A 20,720-nucleotide genomic window follows, 5' to 3' on the forward strand; every position below is an offset into this window, starting at 1 on the left:
GAGCATTTCAGTTGGTCAATCATTTTACTTCAATCGGGGAGTTGATACCGTCCAAGCAGTTCAAATGTCTTGTAGAATAATATTGAAATAATTAAGTTCTAGTGAGGTATCGGGAAGGAAATGTGGATTCGGTATTATTGAGGGGAAGATGGAGTGAACTGAGGGATGAAACGAGTACAGCGTTGTGCCACTGCACTCGTTAGTATTCTAGAGTTCCTTTCACTCTACCAACTCCAACGTCTCCTCCTGTTTCACATAATCCATATTGATTAAACGCTCCGCCACTTCCAGCGCTTTATCAGGCTTTCCTTTTTCGCTGTAATAGTTGAACAGATCGCGATCGTAAGTTTGTGCAGTCAATGTATAGCCGTGGGATTTTAAATAAGGTAAAACCATGTCGAATAAGTACGTATGATAGTCGTCTTTTTGTTGAAACGCTGAATACCGATGAAGGGTGAAGATGAGTCTGTACAAGGTTTCATCGCAACGATCTGCAATCGTTAGACCTTCTTCAATAAGCGCGACGAGGTCTTCTTGAGTCACGAACTTTCCAATGAGTGCGCTTCGGGTATACCCTTCCAAGGACAATAAGTAGAGCGGGGAATCCTTTTCTTTCAGAGCCATGGATTCTTTATAGAGTGTTCCTGCAGTCTCGTAATTCTGTCTTCTGAAGTGTTCGTAGGCAAAGTTGTGCAGTACCTTTGCTTTCTTCTCCAAAGAATTACAGAGGTCACACAGTTTTATTAAGTTTGCATATTGTTCAATGGTGTCGTTGAAATTACGATATTGATCGGATTCGACTTGGATGAGCATGAGATTTTCTGTGTCAATGATTCTAAGGAATTGATTGGTCTTTTTGAAGTGATGTAACGCCTTCTCTGCATAGTGGTACGCTAAGACAGGTGAATGCACATTTTGATAAGCCACTGCTAGGTCATAGTAGATGGAAGGGTTCGCGTAAAACTTGAAGTCCACCGTATTGAAAATATCGATGGATTTTGTATAGTCATCTACAGAACTATAGTAAAGAGCGAGTATATGTTTGAATAAGTTCGATTCGTAAACTGACAACTCTTCAACGGATCGTTGAATTTCATAAATTCGTTTTTTCGCTTTTTTCGTACAGCCTTGCGTGAGATAGTAATTTGCGACAAGGATCTTGTAATAAGTCGCGTGTTCTGAGAGTTCCAGAAGTTTGTATTCTTTCAACTCATTATGAAGGCGGGTCGAAGCTTGTTGATTTTGAGAAATTATGCACTCATGCCAATCGTCGAGTTTGATTTTCAAGTTTTCCAAGCTAGTTAATTCTTCCTCCATGTCAATTTGGAGACGTTTCGCCAAGAGTATGGTGATTTCAGGAGAATATTCCGTTATACCACGTTCAATTTTACTAATATGCGTAACTGAACAGATCCCCTTACCTAACTCTTCTTGAGTGATTTTCGCTTTCTGACGGTAAAATTTAATGATTTTGCCTTCATACATCACTAATCCCTCCATTCACAACATGTTGTTTGTTCAAAATGAATATAAACCAAAAGACTTGTTTTTTCTGAAAATATCCACAGTTCATAGATATACATGATTCCCTCATCTACTAATTGGGGGAATTCAATGTGCCAGATATTAAAAGGTTAAGTTGAGGTGGTTTTCTTCTTAGATGACGGGGATGAACGCAAATCTTTAAGAAGTTTTTTTATCTATCGAACTATTCGGAGTTGAAAGTAATTATACACAATATACGAAAAATTGTAATGACCTTTATTCATTAAACTACAACAAATGGAACCTTGTTCCTTACTGCTCTCCTGCTGCTAGGACCTTTCGTAATGACTTGATATTCAATAGGTGGTTCTAAATGCATCTACAAATAGTCTGAATACTGAGATTACCCCAATACCTTATTGGTTGAAAATGATGTAGCGTTAACGTTACAGATGTGAGACAGGGTGCATGCGCCTCGTCCCCATCAGGAATTCGAAGAGGAAACTACAATATTTCGGGGGTGTACACAGTGGGGGAACGAAAAAAGGGGAACCAGGTCCAGGCGAAAGTGGCAAAAGTGATGCTCGCAGCCATGTTGTTACCGGCAGCGGCATTCCAGCCGACAGCAACAGTCGGCGCTGCAACGAACGTCAATGATGTAAAAGAATTATTGAGCAAACTGACAGATGAGCAGCGACGATCGCTCAATGAAATCCGAACAGAAACTGGATTTACGATTCAACCGGGCATCAATACTACAAGTGAGCAGCCGGTGAATGTAATCGTAGAATTCAAGCAAGACCCTGCCAAAGTTCAACAAGCCAAGAATCCAAACCAGCTTAGCCTGTACGAAGCTGAGAACAAAGTCGACGCATCCCATAGGAAATTCAAAGAAGCTATTCTTGGCCAATCGAAGTTGAACCTATCCGTTGATGTGGAGATCACCCATGAATACCGTGATGCGTTTAACGGCGTGTCCATCACGCTTCCGGGAAATCAAGTGGAAGACTTAGTACGTATTGGTGAAGTGAAGCGTGTTTGGAAAGACGATGCGATTCAACTGGATTTGCCAGATCCGAAAGAATACCCGATGGAACCGAAAATGATCGACAGCGTGCCTCAAATCGGTGTGGACAAGCTCCATGACGAAAAAATTGAAGGGAAAGGAATCAAAGTCGGCGTCCTGGACACAGGGATTGACTACAATCACCCCGACTTGATAGGCGCCTATAAGGGATATCAGGCAAAAGATGGGGAAGATCCAAGTAAGGTCGATCCAGATAGTGTGAAAGGCTGGGACTTCATTGATAATGATGCGGATCCTATGGAAGAAACGTACGAAACGTGGAAGAAGTCAGGGAAACCGGAGCGAGATAACTATGGAAATGTCTATTACACGTCTCACGGAACCCACGTTTCAGGAACGGTCGCAGGTCAACAAGCAAATGATGTAGACAGTGCTGTCAAAGGAGTCGCGCCTGGAGTGGACTTGTATAACTATCGCGTCCTCGGTCCTTACGGAAGTGGCGCAACAAGTGGCATTCTCGCAGGTGTGGATAAATCCGTGAAAGATGAGATGGATGTCATAAATCTATCCCTAGGTGCGAACGTCAATAGTGCACTTTCACCACTTTCCATTGCGGTGAACAATGCCATGCTTTCTGGTGTAGTGGCAACCGTTGCATCAGGAAATGCAGGACCGGGTGCGATGACGGTCGGAGCACCAGGAACCTCGGCGCTTGCGATTACCGTTGGGGCGAGTGATGTCTCACAAAACATCCCGACTTTTACGGCGGATGCTGGGGATCTAGGGTTTACAGATGTACAACTTCTAGCTAAAAACTTCACTGACAAAATTGAAGAGATACAGAACCAGTCGTATCCAGTTGTTTTTGCGGGTCTCGGTAATGTGAAAGACTTTGAAGGGAAAGAGTTCGCAGGAAAGATCGCATTGATCGAACGGGGCACTCTGGCGTTTGACGATAAAATCAAGAACGCTAAAAAAGCGGGAGCGGCGGCTGTAATTATTTACAACAATGAAGAGGGCCAAATTCCTTATTATGTCGGAGAGAGTACGGGATACATTCCCTCATTCCGTTTATCGAAAAAAGATGGAGAACAGCTGAAAGCTCAAGCGGAGTCGGGTGAAACGACATTCGAGTTCAAAGATGTACGCAATACGAAATCTGAAGGGGATCATTTAGCGGATTTCAGCTCAAGAGGACCTGTCGCACAAAGTTATGACATCAAACCGGACGTTGTCGCACCGGGTGTCGCGATTTACTCTACGTATCCTTCCTATATGAACGATCCAGGGGGCAATAGTTACGATGCAGCATACGCAAGAATCCAAGGGACCTCGATGGCGGCGCCACACGTGGCAGGTGCAGCTGCCCTGATTTTACAAGAAAATCCAGACTACACCCCTTTTGACGTGAAAGCAGCATTGATGAACACATCCGTCGAGTTGAAGGGAGACCAATCCGTGTATGAGGTGGGAGCGGGCCGTATTAACGCATACGGCGCCGTTCACGCAGACACATCGATAAAAGTGCTCGACCAAACTGAAATGGTCGAAGACGGCGAAGTTGTTGTGATTGAGCAGGAAACAGCTTCTCTTTCATTCCGCTCGCACTATCTATCGGACACGGGTAAAAACATTGAAGTTTCCCGACCGATTCACATTAAAAACAGTAGCAAAGAAAGCAAAGAATTCGCAGTGGACGTCGAATTCTTGGGAGCTAAGGATGTCAGACAAGATGCTGCGAAAAACGGTGTGAAATTTGCAGCGGACCCAAAAATCACAGTGGCTGCGAACGGTGAAACTACAGCGGAGCCGAAGCTTCAAGTACCTCAAAGTGCAGCGGAAGGAACTTATGAAGGGTACGTTCACTTTGTCAATGAAAGCGATTTAAGTGAAAGTTACAAAGTGCCATTTGCAATTCGGGTGACGAGTAAAGGGATCGACTATGTAGAATTGGAAAGACCCGTCATCACGAATTCCTGGAATAACTTCCATGCGTTCTTACTTCCATTCACGCCGGTCACATTTAAATTCAAAAGTCCGATGGAGACTGTGGATATCGTCATTGCAGATGGTGAAACGGGCAAACCGGTTGGCTACGTCGGCTCACTCTATGGAGCATCAAACATTTTACCAGGTAGTGAAATTTATATCACCCAAGGATTTGCAGGGATTGTAAATGAATTCACAGGTGATCCGAATTATCCAATTTCAAATGAAAACGTTAAATTACCTGAGGGTGGATACAAGTTCTTAATGATCGCAAAAGATAAGGAAGGAAATACGTATGTGGATGAAAGCGTTGCGGTCGTTGACAATACGGAGCCGGAAATTTCGTTTAAGGATTATAAGCCGGGAATCATAGAAGTAAATGATTCCATGTATACCGATGAAGATGGACATCATGCGTTATGGGTTCACACAAACATTTATGATGCATCCATGGATTATCTAAAGTTAAAGGGGCTCAATTATGACCAATCGGCTAATATGACAGTCTACTATGAGAACTCTGCGTTTCCAAGTGGGTTACTACCGGTTGGTGAAAATGGAGATATGAAGGTTGGGATTTTGCCGGAAGATACTGCCAAGAAACCGCTGAATCTGACGCTGCAAACCGTTGAAATGGGGACAAGTACACGATATGACAACTATGTATTTGTCAAAGAAGGAACGGAATATGCCTCTGGTTCCTATGACAAAAGCAAAGTTCATAAAGGCGATGAGATTACGACTACATTGACGTTGAACAATATAACAGATTTGGAAAGCGGAAAGTTCGACATTGCATTTTTGAATGGACTCTTCAAGTTCAAAAACGTGAAAGCGAATCAAGAGTTCATACAGTTTGCTAAGAAAAACAACCTTGAAATCGACGTAGCGGAACCTGTATTCAAAGAGGGATTCCGTGAAACGGTTGCTTCTTTAGGTGCTTCACTGAAAGGGTCTGACATGAAAGGACTCAAAGGGGACCAAGCCTTCCTGGATATCACGTTCGAGGTCATCAATGATGAGTCTTACTCTGATGCACACGGATTCTATTTTAATAACGTGTCGTATACAGCGGTCAATAGCACCGATGCGACTAAGATGGCGGCATTCACGCTGAAACCATTCGATTTGGTGCCGTCAACTGGTAAGTTGGAAGGGTATTTTGCTCCAGAAGGGTTGATGGAAGAGACCGGTGAGATTTTCTATGACGTCGATTTAAGTAAAATCGGTGCGAAGGTCTATGTGAAAGGACCGGATGGCAAGAAATATTCTGGAAATATCCAACCAAGTGGCGGATTCTTCATCGAAGATATCAAAGCGCAAAAAGGGAAATTCGAATTAGTCGTTGAAGTACCTGGACATTTGAATTCGGTGAGCACGGTCGATGTAGCAACATTCAAGGATGGGGAGTGGAGAGGGCTTTGGTCTCGTACGTATCCACCGATGAATTTTGCAGGCGATGTGAATGGCGACGGTGTGATCGACATTATGGATGTCATGCGCATTGTTGCACAGTACGGAAAGAAGGATAAGGCAGCAGACATTAATCTCGATGGAATTGTCGATGAACTGGATGTCCGTCTCGTCGAGCAGAACTTCTTAAGAAGTGCAAAAGATACAAAGAAAAAGCCGGTAGAAAAGCTTGGTAAGAAAGGTATTCATGATCTCTTAAGGTCAATTGGTCTGGAGCCGAAAGAGTAAGAAATGGAAGGGGACTGGGCATAGCTTAGCTGCGCATCAGTTCCTTTTCAACAAGAAACGCGAAATACTTTGTTAAAACTATCAGGATATGGGGGAATACGAGAATGGTTAAAACTCAAGGGATGAAGAAGACAAAGAATGTCTTGTTAGGAACAGCACTTGCTGGGGCTTTACTTGTATCCACAGGATTTGGCACGTATTCTTGGTTCACTTCGGAGTCGAATGCACAAGCAGAAATGAAAAACGGAATCTTGCAAATCAATGGCGGGGGGAATATTGACACCCCGATTTTCACGGCCGAGCAATTCGCGCCATCTCAGCTACACTACGGGGAGTGGTTGTCGATTTCCAACACGGGAGACATGGATGCACACATCAAAGCGACGTATACCCACTCTGTCGACAAAGCATCGCTTGAAGGATATGAAGTCGGGTTCATTGCCATGAAATACAGCGTGAAACCAGGACAGGACACGTACGAAGACTCGAAAATCAAACTCGACAACTTATTCAATGGGACGACAAACGAAGTGTTGTCAACTGCAAATGATGGTAAAAACCGTATTGAAATGTTGGGCACCATTCTATCAACCGACCAAGTGAAATCCGGAGAAATCCTAGTAGGTGACGGCGAGAACGAGCAGTTCTGGGAGTTGGATGAAGGTCAGTATATCGACATCATGATGGGGATTAAGCTGGATGAAAGTGCGGGGAACGAATACCAAGGGGCTTCATACAAAGCAGGGCTGAATGTAATCGCGAAGCAAACGGATACGGGTTCAACTTATGAAAACGAAACTAAAAAAGAAGATGTGAATAACGAAGACGACAACTAATAACTCGCCTGGAACGGATCGGGGAGATGGGGTGAAACTATGAAGGATGGCTTAAAGACATTTAGTACACTAGCGTTTCGTCTGTTCGTCATTGCAGTAATCGGTTTAGTAATTATGACAGCAACACAAAAGTTCACCAATAAGGGTGAGCCCACTTCCTTTTTCGGGTACCAACCGTTAACCGTCCTCTCCAATAGTATGAATCCCATCTTCAAGACGGGGGATATGCTATTTGTAAAAAAAGTGGACGCAGCGGAAGTTAAAGTGGACGATATTATCACGTTCAAAGAAAGTGGGGGCAATTTAATCACCCACAGAGTCGTGGAAGTCCTCACCGATTCCGGGTCCCTCAGTTTTGTGACAAAAGGGGATAATAACAATAGGGTGGATGACGAACTGGTGAAGGCGGAAAGTCTGCTAGGAAAGCATACATTCTTTGTTCCGAATGCGGGGTATTTGGTGAATGCACTCCAAAGTCCAATTGGAATGTTGCTGATCGTGATTCTTCCGACGTTAGGGTATTTTGCGATTGGGATCTTTAGTCGGAAGAGAGACGATGTGGATGAGGTTACGATGGAAGGGAACTGAACAGAGTCATTGAAAGAAATCATCCATACTTAAGCAATCCCTCCACTCCCGTTTCTTGGAGAGGAGGGATTTTAAGATTTTTTAACAATGAGGCGGAGTATGTGTTTTCTGAAACATCAGGTTTACGAATTCCTTCCCATTCGATGTGGAACCCGCTCGTTTCCGCGAGCCACCCGCTCATTCCCCCATTACAAATGCCTTCATGGACTGAGCAATAATCTTCTGAAAAAGAAAATCTCCTCCCTGAGTAAAAGGGAAGAGATTTTATCGGCACGTATCCAAAGAAGGGACTACTCAGCCCTTTTTAGGCTTCAATCGCTTCTGACAACGTTGCCCTTCCAGCATATTCAGAAGGGTACGCTGGATCGCTTCGGTTTCGGGGGAGCAGCACCCGGGATCCGCCAGGTTTTCCGTTTCAAGCGGGTCGTGCGCTAGATTGTACAGTTCGAATTGGTCGGAAATCGGTTCGGTTTTGACGGCTTCGACGATACAGCCGTCTTCATCCACAAATGTCGTATCGCTGACGCCGGGTTCTGTCCAAAACTGGGGATTGTCGAAGTAGCGGGCGAACTTCCAAATTTCGGATTCACCGTTAGGTCCCGTTTTTAGGGAGACGATGATGGCTTCGATTGAACTTGGTTGGACGACGGACTTATAAGGCTTTCCTGTGATGAAATTCGTTTGATGAAGCCCTTTGAACACATTGTCATCTGTCATGAAGTATAGGGGTTCATCTGCACGGAAAAAGGTTTGACTTCCTTCCAGGAGAGGGGTTAGATCCCTGCCGACGAGAGGTTGGGCTTCCGTATGATCGAGAGCTAATGTCTTCCGGATGTCAGAGACGTCAATCCCGGCTAATCCAAGCAATGTCGGTAAAATATCGACGTGACTCGTAAGGGCGGTTGTCTGTTTGGCATGAGGGAATAGCTGGGGGCTATGGATGATGAATGGGACATGGATGGATTCTTCGTACATCGAATACCATTTCTGATAAAGTCCGCCTTGAGCGCCGAGTTGCTCGCCGTGATCGGATGTGAAGACGATAATCGTATTATCTGAGAAGCTGGAGTGGTGAAGCGCATTAAGCACTTTCATCATTTCGTCATCGACTTTTTTCTGCAAGCTGTAATACAGTTGACGATAGAAGTTGTTATTGATGATCGGCTGCAGTCCTTTTGGGTAGGTGAGTCGATAGCTGTCTTGCACGGATGGTTTCGTTGCCAATGACTCATGGGTGGTCGGAGCAGGAGGGATGTAAGGAAGCGTTGGATCCACTTCGAAATTATAGGAAGGGACGAGGGACGAAAAAATGCCGAATAGCGCAATATCGTGAGGATTCACGAATGAACATTGAATGAACCAAGGCGTTTTTTCTTCCTCGTATTGCGCTGCATGATCCAATGCTTCTATCAATTCCACCGTTTCCGCTGCATACACTTCGTCCCGTCCACTCGTCCCGAATCCCGCGGACGACCCGGAATTTCTCGGGTCAGTGCCGTGTGGATCCGGTCCAATCCAATCAGAGAATCCAAACGCACTTAAACGATCACCTATGCGATAAATTCTTTCCTTGTTTTTATCCGGTGCTCCGGTGATTGTGTTGTAACTTGGCAATGCGTTTTTTGTACCTGGAATTACTATATCTTCCTCTGAAGCATGCCATTTTCCTTTCCAGAATGTATCATATCCGGCAGCGCGGAAGTAATCGCCTATTGTAGGGACTGTGTTAGGGTCAAGCCAAAACTGATCCGCATCATACGAACCTTTTGCGGCGCCAGGTGTTTGTGAGACTCCATGCAGGGAAGGATAATGGCCGGTATATAACGTCGTCCGACTCGGCGCGCAAGCAGTGCTGCCGACGTAATGGTTCAAAAACGTCATCCCGTTTTTCATCAGTAGCTGCTGCGCAAGTAACTGTTCACGGCGCCATTTTTGCAGTTCTGCATTTTCATATACGGGAGGGAACCGTTCCTGATCGACCATTAGGAATAGAATATTCGGCTGTTTGTCTGGGCCGCCACCATCGCAATTTGTATGATGATCTTTCATGAGTTTCACCTTCCTAATCTGTAAGTACTCTCTAGTGTATGACGGACGAGTTCGAACGAGCGTGTGATTCGCGTAGGGAGTGGAAGGTGAATGTTTGCTAGAAGTTCAGGAGTCTCAAGATTTCTCCAATCGCCGTATCGGCTACGAATGCAGCCAGAAGAATGGAAGCGACCGTCGTGACGGCGATGTAAAAGAGGATGCCGTAAAAACTGTCGGTGGCTGCAGGATTCTTGAGTAGAAGCTTTGTGATTGTGAATAAAGGAATGAGGATGAATGCAAGAAAGATGGCGATAGCAAGAATAATGGCAGATAGCGTGAATGAGTGAACGAGTGTGAGAAGTAGGCTAACTGCAGAAAGAGCGATAGGAATGGCATAGAATCCACCTAGTTTCTGGAGGAGTTCAGGGACTGATTCTTGGATTGAAAACAGTTTTACCGTACTGATGACGGCGATGAGATTGACTGCGACGACTAGCAGGAAGAAGATGCTTAAGTAGAGGACGACTTGGAAAAAGGACGGACTGAGAGTGATCAGGCTTGTAGGGAATGCGGCGTAGAAAGTGGCGGATGTGAGTAGGATGAATAAAATGATACTCAGAAAGCTGTTTTGGGGTGAAACATTCGTCGAATGGAAGTGGGCGGATGGCGTTTGGAGTTGCTGAACTAGGAATTGGATGAAACTCTTTGCGTCCATTTTTAACTTTTCAAAGGGTTCGTTTGGTGAAGAGGTCGGTACTTCCATGGCTGCCGTTCTCTTACGAACGGCGGAAAATGAATTGCCGCATTCCCCGCAGTAATTTCCGTCAAGTTGCATATGGCTGCAAACTGGACAAGTTTTAATGGGTATCACTCCTTTTTTTGATGGATGGTGCTCGCTATAGTCATGGTATGTAGGGGGGAGGGGGAATAGAAAGGAATTGAGAGGATAGTGGGGGGACAGCTGCCTTCTCCGACAAGTTGGGCAGTTTCTCCATCACTCCCGTCGGAATCTCGAACACTCGGCGGAGTTTCTCCATCACTCTCGAAGATTTCTCCGACACGTAGAAGAGTTTGTCGATAACGGGACACAATTCAAGTGCTTTTTAGGGATTAATTGGTAGCGCTTCGCTTGTTGAGGGAGGGCTAGTGCACTGACTATAGGATAAGTGCTTTCTTCGACACTTGTTGGTGGTTGTCCGACATACGCAGCGTTTTCTCCATCACTCGCCTCGCTTTCTCCATCACTCCCGAAGATTTCTCCGACACCTAGCGGAATTTCTCGATATCGGGACACAATTCAAGTGCTTTTAGGGATTAATTGGTAGCGCTTCGCTTGTTGAGGGAGGGGCTATCCTACCCGGTTCAGCTAATTCCGCGTTCCCCGACACATTTCACTAGTTCTCTATCACTTGGCGCGTGTTCTCGCTCACCCAATGCCCTTTACCAATCAGCCCTTCGAATTTGTCCGACACCTAGCGGAATTTGTCGATAACGGAACACAATTTACTTCTATCAAGGGATTAAGCAATAGCACTTCGCTAGTTGAGATATGTACAAGCATCACACACATGAGCAAGCTGAATGTAGGGGACGTAGTGTGGCGTGGTACTTGTAAAAGTAAGCAAAAGAACCCCCTTTCACAGAGCGAAAGGGGGTATGGTTCATTCCAAAGTGAGTACTAGCTTCCCGCGTGCATGGCGGGTTTGGGTTTTCTGCAAGGCTTCGAGTCCTTGTTCAAATGGATATGTTTGTTCAATGACAAGCTGGTATGTACCTGCAGCAATTTCTTGGATGAGCTGTTGGACTTCATTCCGAACGTCTGCTTTATGAGGTACGAATGCAGCGGTGATGCTGCGTTCAGGCACAATCCGATCGCCAGAAATTGTGATGACGGTGCCTGCGTCTTTGACGACGTGCATACTTTCAGTACCAGTTCCGGGTTGAATCGCAATGGCTGCATCGACGCCGTTTGGCATCCACTCACGGACTTCTTTCATCCAATTGGGATCCCGGTAATCGACGGCTTTATCAGCACCGAGTGATTCCATATATTCGTGGTTTTTAGGAGAAGCTGAACCTGCCACTTTCCAGCCGCGTGCCTTAGCAAACTGAATGGCGAACGTCCCGATAGCCCCTGAAGCGCCTGCGATGAATACCGAATCGCCTTCTTTTAAATGGAGTGCGGTAAGCGCGCGTAAAACCGTGTTGCCCGCAACGGGGACTGCAGCGGCCTCTGCAAAATCCATAGTATCCGGGATGGGTAAGATGAGGGAGTCTTGTTGGACAGCTGCAAACTCTGCCCACGTCCCGCCTTTTGGCTGCATCATGCTGACGAAAGCGATGCGATCGCCTTTTTTATAGCGCGTTACTAGACTACCGGTTCCTTCAACGATACCGCTTGCCTCTACCCCGATTGGATAAGGATATTCGATTTCATTTGGGAGGAAATAAGAGTCGTGAATCCCGACGCCTATTGCTTTTACGCGAACGAGCAATTCATCGTCATTGATAAGGGGAATCTTCACTTCTTCTAGGGCAATATCATCCGGTGCGGCACTCCGTTTTACAAATGCTCTCATGTCAGATACAACTCCTCTTTTGAGATTTCAGTGAATTCAGTATATCATAACGCTATTGAGTAACAATCAGTGATTATCAAAGACTATCAAATTTCGGTGTTCTCCAAAGGAGGTGTTACTATGTATACCTATAAAGTCGTTACCATCAAAAGCAGTTGGAAGGGGACGCCTAAAGAGGATGAAGAACAGATTATGAATGAGGCTGCAGCACAAGGCTGGCGGTTGCATTCAATCATTCCGTTCTCTACCACTACAGGGGGGACAACAGATTTAAAACTTGTCTTTGAAAAGGTTGCGGAGATGTAATGGATATAGAACTCTTAAGAGTTGATCTGCTTTTCAGTAGATCAACTTTTACTTCTTTTCGAATAACATTTTTTGTTAACGCTTTACTAGGATAAAATATATCTTCCCTTAGACTGAATTATCTAGTATACTGCATAACATAGATTTTTGGATGTTCGCTTCGAATTTATGAAGTGGTAAATTTGTGACGGATTAGAAGTCAGTATAATCAGAAATTATAGTTGGATAATGAATCGTCTGCGCTGATTCAGTTTCCGATAGGTGAAGGGGGAAGAACGACTATGCAAGAAGGAAATACGGCACTGGGATTATGGAAGGATTGGCGTTTACATGCGATTGTTTTAGCGATAGTGGTTGTTACGGAACTAATCGGTACGTTCAGTATTCAAGTCGGCCCAGGGGTCATCCTTTTGCTGCCGATGCTGTACGCGCTCGTCATAGGAATCATTTTGTACTTTACACCGGCTGTGAAAGAACGACAGTCGCTCAATGCGGAGCCGATTATTGTGCTCGGGGTTTCGTTGTTGCTGGCGAAAATTGGAGTCATTATCGGACCGTCGCTTCCGGAAGTGATTGCAGCGGGACCAGCACTTTTACTTCAAGAATTCGGTCATCTCGTAACCATTGTGGTGGCACTGCCTGTTGCGATTTGGCTCGGAATGAAACGCGAAGCAATCGGGATGACACACTCGATTGGACGCGAGCCGAACGTGGGCTTGATTATGGATAAATACGGGATGGGTTCGCCGGAAGGTCGCGGAGTCATGGCGATGTATATTTTCGGTACAGTGTTTGGCGCGGTGTTCTTGGGCTTGTTGTCAGGACTACTTGCAACGATTACACCACTCAGTCCGCTGTCTTTTGCTTTGGCTTCAGGAGTTGGAAGCGGCAGTATGATGGCTGCGGCGAGTGGGTCACTGATTGCAGCGTTTCCGGATCTTGAGACACAAATCGTTGCGCTTTCAGGAGCGAGTAACTTACTCTCCTTATCAACCGGTCTTTGGGTCAGTATCTTCATTGCATTGCCACTCACTGAAAAATTATATGGGTGGATGACTCGGAAGAAGGAGGGGTATTGATGCTGAAAAATATTCAAGAGTGGGTATTGTTATTAGTTATTGTTGGCGTCAGTGGCCTTGTTGGTAACTGGTTGGGCTACGACATCATGCCGATTGCTGCACTTCCAGGCATGGCCGTTCTGATCGGGATTTGCTTGGCGGGGTTCATTTTAAAAGAAATCATCCCTTGGAATTTCCCGAGCATCGCCTACATTTCCATCATTGGGGTGGTTGTGTCGATGCCGTGGTTCCCAGGTTCTGATAAAGTCGTGGAATGGACGACTCAAGTTCAGTTACTTGCGCTCACGACACCAATTCTAGCGTATGCCGGTATTGCCATCGGTCGCTCCTGGTCCGATTTCGTCAAGCTTGGCTGGCGAACGCTGATCGTCGCAAGCCTCGTCATGATCGGAACGTTCCTCGGATCAGCGGTCATAGCGGAGATCATCTTGCGGTTCCAAGGAATTATTTAATAGAAGAAGAGAGACCCAGTCGCAATTCAGCAGCTGGGTCTTTTTGCGTGTGTTGGGAGGTTGTCGATCACTTGTGGGCGATTGAGCATCACTTAGCTGTAGTTCTCGATCACTGAAGGGGATTTCTCCGACACATAGCGGAATTTCTCGATAACGGGACACAATTCACCCGGTTCGGAAGGGTTGGATTCCGCTGAATTTTATTTGCCAGTGTGAGAGGCGTTGTCGGACACTTGTGGGAGATTGAGCATCACTTGGCAGCACTTCACGATCACTGAAGGGGATTTGTCGGACACTCCGCGAGATTTGTCCAACACATAGCGGAGTTTCTCGATAACGGGACACAATTCACCCGATTCAGAAGGGGTGGTTCCGCTGAATCTTATTTGCCAGTGTGGTAGGCGTTGTCGGACACTTGTGAGAGATTGAGCATCACTCGGCGGCACTTCTCGATCACTGGAGAGTACTTGTCGGACACTCTGCGAGATTTGTCCGACACCTAGCAGAGTTTCTCGATAACGGGACACAATTCACCCAGTTCGGAAGGGTTGGATTCCGCTGAATCCTATTTGCCAGAGTGGGAGGCGTTGTCGGACACTTGTGGGAGATTGAGCATAACACGGCGGCACTTCTCGATCACTGGAGAGTACTTGTTGGACACTCCGTGAGATTTGTCCGACACCTAGCGAAATTTCTCGATAACGGGACACAATTCACTAGCATTAAGGAATTAATTGGTAGCGCTCCGCTTGAATGTGTAGGCTACTTCAGCTGCGCGGGTGTAATCGGCCAGATGGAGGCAGGAATCAGCCTAATCGCAAGAAGAATCGGCCACGTGACACAATTCACCAACTTTAAGGGAGTTGTGCAAAGCCTAATCACTAAAAAGTTCACGTTTGGCAAAAAGCATTGATCCGAACGAAATCCCTAGTGAAATGATGAAACTCCACCAGATGGTTGAAAGAGGGCCTTCTGCAATAGGTGAGATGTGAACGATAATGGCTGCAATCGGAGCTGAGTAGGGCAGCAGCCGGGATATTTTACGTTTAGAGAGCACGATAATCAGGATCACTGGTACGAGTGCCGCATACAGCGTTCCGAAGAAGAACAGGAACTGCAGTGCATCAAAGTTGTAGAAAAGTGAAAGAATGAGCAGTACGAGTAAAATGACTCCAGAAAACTGATAGGAAGCTTTGTGCAACTGCTTATCACTCATGTCAGGTCGAATCTTTTGTCGGATATTGCGAACAAAGTGGACCGTAGTTGCGTGAAGTTCTGCGTTCATCGTACTTGAAATGGTGCTGAAACAAAATAGGAAAAAGATGACCGATAGTAATAAGGGCTTGATTTTTTTAACGAGCTCAAATAATAGCGAATACGTCTCCGTAAACGAGTGGTCATAGATGACAATCATCAGCATACCGCCAAGAGCCAAAGGAATCGTACTCCAAACTAAAGCAGTCAAATAAAAGCTGATTCGTACCTTTTTCAAATCGATCATATATAAGCGCTGCCAAGTTGCTCGATCGGATAGCATTTGACCGAATCCGATCAGCATCGCAGTCGCTGTAAAGTAGAAGGCTTCCTGGTTGTTTGTGAACAGGAGATAAGGATGCAAGAGCCGTATACCTTGATAAATGTTTGTGGCACCTTCGCCTATAAAGAAAAACATCGGGATGAAAATAATTGCGCTGAAAATAAAGATGAGGGCAGGTCCTTCCAGTCTATGGATCCATTTCATACCGCCTACTCCAGCTAGGAGGAACGTATACATGAAAAAGAAGAGTAAGGAAATCCAGACGGGAACACCTAGCAGCAATTCAAAGAGTACGGAAGCTCCGATCGCCTGCATGAATAGGGAGTCCAGTCCTAGAAACAGGACGATAAAGGACAAAACATAATAGCCGTCTTTGTACAATCGGACTTGAAACAAATCTCCAATCGTCCGTAAATCAGGGTAGGAAGTCCGGATACGAAGTGAGATGAACCCGAATAAAAGGAGCGCAACGGCTCCCATGAACGAATACCCGATACTTCCGACTAACCCGTATTTAATGAGTGCTTCAGGAGATGACAAAATGGTGTTTGCGGTAATCCAGCGGGCAAGCAACGAGATAATGGCGGTGGAGAAGCCAAGTGTAATTGCCCCTGTCATATAATAATTGTAGTTTTTCATACAGGACTCGCCTCGGAGTCATTCGAAAATTGTACGCGATAGGCAGTCGGTGTCATCCCGAAGTTTTTTCGGAACAACGAACTGAAGTAATGTTGACTGTTGAATCCTGTATGGTCAGCCACAGCGGAAATACTTGCTTCAGGATCATTGATCAGCATCGACTTTGCCATCTCGAGACGATAGGCATTCAAATAGTCTGCGAAGCCGATGCCCATTTCCTCAAGGAACTTCCGGCTCAAATACGTAGGGCTCAGGTGGATCTTTTCTGCCACGGCTGCTAACGGGAGCTTTTCTGCATAGCGTTCGTGGATGATGTGTAATGCTTGTTGGATAGCATCCGACTTTGCATTCCATTTTTCATACTTTTTCAACGTCTGGATCAGTTCGTCTTCGATGATCGGCTTTGTAATATAGTCGTTCACTCCGATTCGAATCGATTGACGGGCATAGTCGAAGGATTGATAAGCAGTGACCATGATGATGTCTAATTCATACAACTCTTTCAACTCCATACCGAGTGTCAATCCGTCTTTTCCTGGCATTTGAATATCGAGGAATGCAATGGAGATTTTTTGGGACTTCGCCAACGCTAATGCTGTAGTGGCATCCGTCGCTTTTAAGAACGTCCAGTAAGGGAAATGAGGTTTCATGAGATACTCAAGCTGCTCGAGCTCTAATGGTTCGTCATCGACTAGTAAAATGTACATAAGCTCACTCCTTCTTAGACAATAGGTGTTTCGCGAAAAGGGATAATGATTTGTGCGCACGCCTCTTCGCCGACGAACGACATCGTGAATGAGGCGGGTTCATCTGGAAATAACAGGTTCAGACGTTCGCGGATGTTGGCTACACCTAGACCGTCTTCCCGGGTGAAGTCTTCCTTTTTCTGTGAGGATTGTTGGAGATGCGTATTCCACACTTCTATATGAATCAGACTCTTTTGACGGAATACAATGATTTTTAAGACTGCAGGCCCTGGATATTTTTCAAAAGCGTGCTTGAATGTGTTTTCAACCATTGTCTGAAGGACGAAGGGAGGAATGTATGCTGGCTTCGCTTGCTCTTCGATTTGTTGATGGATTTGGACTCGCTGGCCGAAACGTAATTGCTGAATACCCAAATAACTATTCGTATAAGCTAATTCGTCCATGAGTGGGACGAGCATTTCGTTCGTTTGGTAATTGTATCTCATGAATTTCGACATCACTTCCAAACTTGTGATCAGCTCTTGCTTTCGATCCAATCGTGCGAGGCTCAGCATAGTATTTAGCGTGTTAAAGAAGAAATGGGGTTTAATGCGTTGGTTGAGCTGATAATATTGGGCATATTGCAATTCCTTTTCCAGTTTCGATTTACTTGCAACGTTCTGAAGGAAATCGAATCGGCTTTCGAATATCATGATGAACGCAAGTGTAAAAGCCCCTGCAAGAGGGGCGAGTATACATAATAATACATATAGCGAAAACGTGTCGATGGACATCATGAGCGACGCCTCCAGCGGGTAAAGGATTGTTCCTATTCTAGCAGATGTGTCAATTGCTGAGTAGACTTTCTGCGTAATGGCATGCAACTTGATGGGTTTCGGATAAAGCTCTTAACGCCGGGACTTCCTTTTTGCAGTGATCGGTAGCGAAAGGGCAGCGTGTATGGAATCTGCATCCAGTCGGCGGATCGATAGGGGAAGGGACATCCCCTTTCAAAATGATGCGATCTTTTTTACGTTGTTCGTCGATTGATGGAATTGCAGACAGTAAGGCTTTCGTATAAGGATGGCTAGGTGAATCGAAGAGCGAGTCTTTGTCTGCAATTTCAACGATAGTTCCTAAATACATCACGATGACACGGTCGGAAATATGGCGTACGACACTTAAATCGTGTGAGATGAAGAGAAAGGTCAAGTCCAGATCCCGTTGCATGCTCTTAAGCAAGTTAATGATTTGGGCTTGGATCGAGACATCCAATGCCGAAACGGCTTCGTCGCAAATGATGACTTTAGGGTTCACACAAAGTGCTCGGGCTATCCCGATTCTTTGCCGTTGGCCTCCTGAAAATTCATGAGGATAACGCTCCAAATATTCTGGACGAAGACCTACTAGTGACATGAGTTCCAGAAGGCGTGCTTCCATTTGTTCTTTCGGCATCACTTTTTGGATGGTCATGGCTTCTTGCAGCATTTTACGGATCGTTTGACGTGGATTCAGCGACGCATATGGATCTTGGAAGATGACTTGGATATCTCCGCGCATACTGCGGAGTTCTTTTTTACTCAATGACGTCATGGAAGTGCCGTTGAACAGGACTTCTCCTTCTGTAGGTTCATCGAGACGCAATATGGAGCGGCCGGTTGTTGACTTTCCGCATCCTGACTCACCAACGATACTAAGTGTCTCACCCGGGTATAGCTTGAAGGAGATGTCGTCCACTGCTTTCACGGTCTGTTTCGGTGAGAAAAGAGTTTCTTTTTTCAGTGAGAAATATTGTTTTAAATGATTCACTTCCAAAATGGGTTCCTTCGTTTTTACGGACATACCAATTCCTCCTTTTCTTCAATCGCTTCCCACTTTTCCGTGTACATGAAGCAGCGGACTTTTGTCTCTGAATCGGTCGTTTCCAACAAAACTGGAGCTTCAGCCCGACAAATTTCCCGTGCATGCGGACAACGGTCTGCAAAGCGGCACCCAACTGGATAGTCATAGGGACTCGGGACGGATCCTTCGATTGTCTGAAGTTCCTGCTGGTTTTCATGGATATTCGGAAGGGAACTGAGCAATCCTTGCGTATATGGATGTAACGGTGTTTTGAACAAGTCCTTCGCGTTCCGATGCTCGACGACTTGACCGGCATACATGACCGCCACTTGGTCACATACTTCGGACACGACTCCTAAATCGTGGGTGATGAAGATGATGCTCATGCCAATCTGCTTTTGCAAGTCTTTCATCAACTCCAAGATTTGAGCTTGGATCGTTACATCCAGCGCAGTTGTCGGTTCGTCGGCAATCAATACTTCTGGTGTACACGCAAGCGCCATCGCGATCATGACACGCTGGCGCATTCCGCCACTCAATTGGAACGGCTCTTGTTTAGCACGCTTCTCAGGCGAAGGGAGGCCGACCATTTCCAACAGGTCCACTGCTTTTTGCCATGCCTGTTTTCTAGGCAGACGCTGGTGTAAGCGGATGGTTTCTGCAATTTGTTCGCCTACAGGAATGATCGGATTCAAACTCGTCATCGGCTCTTGAAAAATCATGGATATCTGATTGCCGCGGACTTTGCGAAGTTCTTCTTCTTTCATGTGTACGATATCTTTGTTGTTGAGTAAAATTTCACCTTCTACAATTTTCCCGGGAGGAGAAGGGATGAGTCGCAGTAAAGAGAGCGAGGTGATCGACTTGCCGCAGCCGGATTCCCCGACAATCCCGAGCGTCTCCCCTTTATGGAGCGTGAAATCCACACCGTCCACCGCTTTTGCAGTCCCCTTTGAAGTTGTGAAATGGGTCTTTAAGTTTTTCACTTGTAAAACGACTTCTTTGCTCATCGCTAAATCCTCCTTTTAGTTTAAATCGATCCGTTTGTTCACAGCACGGTAAAGCACATCCACGAGTAAGTTCACAAATACGAAAACCAGTGACGCTACAAGGACACCGCCTTGAACCATTGGCAGATCGCGAGTCCGGATGGCATCCACAATCATTCGTCCAAGTCCATTGATCGCGAATACGGATTCGACGAGAACAGTTCCGCCTAACAAGCTGCCGAACTGCAATCCGACTACTGTAATAACGGGGATCAAAGCATTACGCAGCGCATGCTTGTAAATGACAAAGTGTTCCTTCAAGCCTTTCGCTCGTGCAGTACGAATGTAATCCTGCCCAATGACATCGAGCATACTCGAACGCGTCATCCGTGCAACAATCGCTGCTCCGCCAACGCCTAATGTGAGTGCGGGTAAGATGATATTTAAGGGGCCATCCCATCCTGCTACTGGGAGCCATTGAAGTTTTACGGAAAATAGGTACATCAATAGTAATCCGAGCCAGAAGCTTGGCAGTGAAATCCCGAGTAATGCCACAACCATGACACTTACATCACGGATGGAGTAAGGTTTGACTGCAGAAATGATTCCGGCAGCTAATCCAAGGACGATGGTGATGAGAATACTATAGAAGGCAAGTTCCATTGTAATCGGAAGTCGCAGTAAGATTTCATCGAGTACGGGCTGCTTGTTTTTTAACGAATTCCCAAGGTCCCCTTGAAAAACATTGCCCACGTAGGACATGTATTGCTCCGCTATCGGACGATTTAATCCTAAGTCTTCACGGTATTGTTCAATTGTTTCTTGGGACGCACCTTCTCCAGCTAATATGGCCGCGGGATCTCCAGGCACCATCTGCATGATCAAGAACACGACAAGTGTCACGCCTAATATGACGGGGATAATTTGAACTAAACGTTTTGCGATAAATAGTAACAT

At 45.7% G+C, this 20,720-nt stretch carries 16 protein-coding genes; 6 read left to right on the forward strand and 10 right to left on the reverse strand.

Features of this window, described 5'->3' with window-relative positions; all coding sequences use genetic code 11:
* Positions 1–219 precede the first annotated feature (219 nt).
* Positions 220–1,485: a helix-turn-helix domain-containing protein gene (locus H9659_RS12985; protein WP_191691263.1), complete on the reverse strand. Its 1,266-nt coding sequence runs from the start codon at positions 1,483–1,485 to the stop codon at positions 220–222.
* A 490-nt stretch (positions 1,486–1,975) separates the two neighbouring features.
* Between H9659_RS12985 and H9659_RS15600 the strand changes: the two genes are divergently transcribed.
* The 3 genes from H9659_RS15600 to H9659_RS13000 all read left to right on the forward strand — a co-directional run bounded on the left by H9659_RS15600 (position 1,976) and on the right by H9659_RS13000 (position 7,626).
* Positions 1,976–6,202, forward strand: a complete 4,227-nt coding sequence (locus H9659_RS15600) for a S8 family serine peptidase (protein ID WP_404828989.1) — start codon at positions 1,976–1,978, stop codon at positions 6,200–6,202.
* Between the two features lie 104 nt (positions 6,203–6,306).
* The gene (locus H9659_RS12995; protein WP_191691268.1) at positions 6,307–7,038 is read left to right on the forward strand and encodes a hypothetical protein; all 732 of its coding nucleotides are present in this window, start codon (positions 6,307–6,309) and stop codon (positions 7,036–7,038) included.
* Positions 7,039–7,077: 39 nt separating this feature from the next.
* Complete coding sequence (locus tag H9659_RS13000; RefSeq protein ID WP_191691270.1) at positions 7,078–7,626, forward strand: signal peptidase I; 549 nt, start codon at positions 7,078–7,080, stop codon at positions 7,624–7,626.
* 294 nt (positions 7,627–7,920) lie between these two features.
* Here H9659_RS13000 and H9659_RS13005 read toward each other — a convergent pair whose 3' ends face one another.
* The 3 genes from H9659_RS13005 to H9659_RS13015 all read right to left on the reverse strand — a co-directional run bounded on the left by H9659_RS13005 (position 7,921) and on the right by H9659_RS13015 (position 12,233).
* The gene (locus H9659_RS13005) at positions 7,921–9,675 is read right to left on the reverse strand and encodes a sulfatase-like hydrolase/transferase (RefSeq protein WP_191691272.1); all 1,755 of its coding nucleotides are present in this window, start codon (positions 9,673–9,675) and stop codon (positions 7,921–7,923) included.
* Between the two features lie 97 nt (positions 9,676–9,772).
* Positions 9,773–10,417, reverse strand: a complete 645-nt coding sequence (locus H9659_RS13010; protein WP_191691274.1) for a hypothetical protein — start codon at positions 10,415–10,417, stop codon at positions 9,773–9,775.
* Positions 10,418–11,315: 898 nt separating this feature from the next.
* Entirely contained in the window at positions 11,316–12,233 is a 918-nt protein-coding gene (locus H9659_RS13015) for an NADP-dependent oxidoreductase (RefSeq protein ID WP_191691276.1), read from the reverse strand.
* A gap of 120 nt (positions 12,234–12,353) precedes the next feature.
* Between H9659_RS13015 and H9659_RS13020 the strand changes: the two genes are divergently transcribed.
* From H9659_RS13020 to H9659_RS13030, 3 genes are all read left to right on the forward strand, one after another.
* Positions 12,354–12,539, forward strand: a complete 186-nt coding sequence (locus H9659_RS13020; protein WP_191691279.1) for a DUF4177 domain-containing protein — start codon at positions 12,354–12,356, stop codon at positions 12,537–12,539.
* Positions 12,540–12,820: 281 nt separating this feature from the next.
* Positions 12,821–13,618 (forward strand): DUF3100 domain-containing protein, encoded by a 798-nt coding sequence (locus tag H9659_RS13025; protein ID WP_191691281.1) that lies wholly within the window; start codon positions 12,821–12,823, stop codon positions 13,616–13,618.
* Positions 13,618–14,070: a hypothetical protein gene (locus H9659_RS13030; protein WP_191691283.1), complete on the forward strand. Its 453-nt coding sequence runs from the start codon at positions 13,618–13,620 to the stop codon at positions 14,068–14,070. The genes H9659_RS13025 and H9659_RS13030 overlap by 1 nt, the downstream gene beginning before the upstream one ends.
* A gap of 874 nt (positions 14,071–14,944) precedes the next feature.
* On the opposite strand, the gene H9659_RS13035 is transcribed toward H9659_RS13030, so the two are convergent.
* From H9659_RS13035 to nikB, 6 genes are read right to left on the reverse strand one after another with little or no spacing between them, the layout of a single operon-like run.
* Entirely contained in the window at positions 14,945–16,246 is a 1,302-nt protein-coding gene (locus H9659_RS13035; protein WP_191691285.1) for a sodium:solute symporter family transporter, read from the reverse strand.
* Positions 16,243–16,953 carry a response regulator transcription factor gene (locus tag H9659_RS13040; RefSeq protein ID WP_191691287.1) on the reverse strand — a complete coding sequence of 237 codons (711 nt, stop codon included), beginning with the start codon at positions 16,951–16,953 and terminating at the stop codon, positions 16,243–16,245. Before H9659_RS13040 ends, H9659_RS13035 begins: the two co-directional genes overlap by 4 nt.
* Before the next feature lie 14 nt (positions 16,954–16,967).
* Positions 16,968–17,729 (reverse strand): sensor histidine kinase, encoded by a 762-nt coding sequence (locus tag H9659_RS13045; RefSeq protein WP_191691289.1) that lies wholly within the window; start codon positions 17,727–17,729, stop codon positions 16,968–16,970.
* Positions 17,730–17,778: 49 nt separating this feature from the next.
* Positions 17,779–18,774, reverse strand: coding sequence for an ABC transporter ATP-binding protein (locus tag H9659_RS13050; protein ID WP_191691291.1), 996 nt, complete (start codon positions 18,772–18,774; stop codon positions 17,779–17,781).
* Positions 18,765–19,784: an ABC transporter ATP-binding protein gene (locus tag H9659_RS13055; protein WP_191691293.1), complete on the reverse strand. Its 1,020-nt coding sequence runs from the start codon at positions 19,782–19,784 to the stop codon at positions 18,765–18,767. Before H9659_RS13055 ends, H9659_RS13050 begins: the two co-directional genes overlap by 10 nt.
* Before the next feature lie 15 nt (positions 19,785–19,799).
* The gene (nikB, locus tag H9659_RS13060; protein WP_191691295.1) at positions 19,800–20,720 is read right to left on the reverse strand and encodes a nickel ABC transporter permease; all 921 of its coding nucleotides are present in this window, start codon (positions 20,718–20,720) and stop codon (positions 19,800–19,802) included.

Origin of the sequence: Sporosarcina gallistercoris (genome assembly GCF_014836415.1) — a bacterium.
Taxonomy (GTDB): Bacteria; Bacillota; Bacilli; order Bacillales_A; family Planococcaceae; genus Sporosarcina; species Sporosarcina gallistercoris.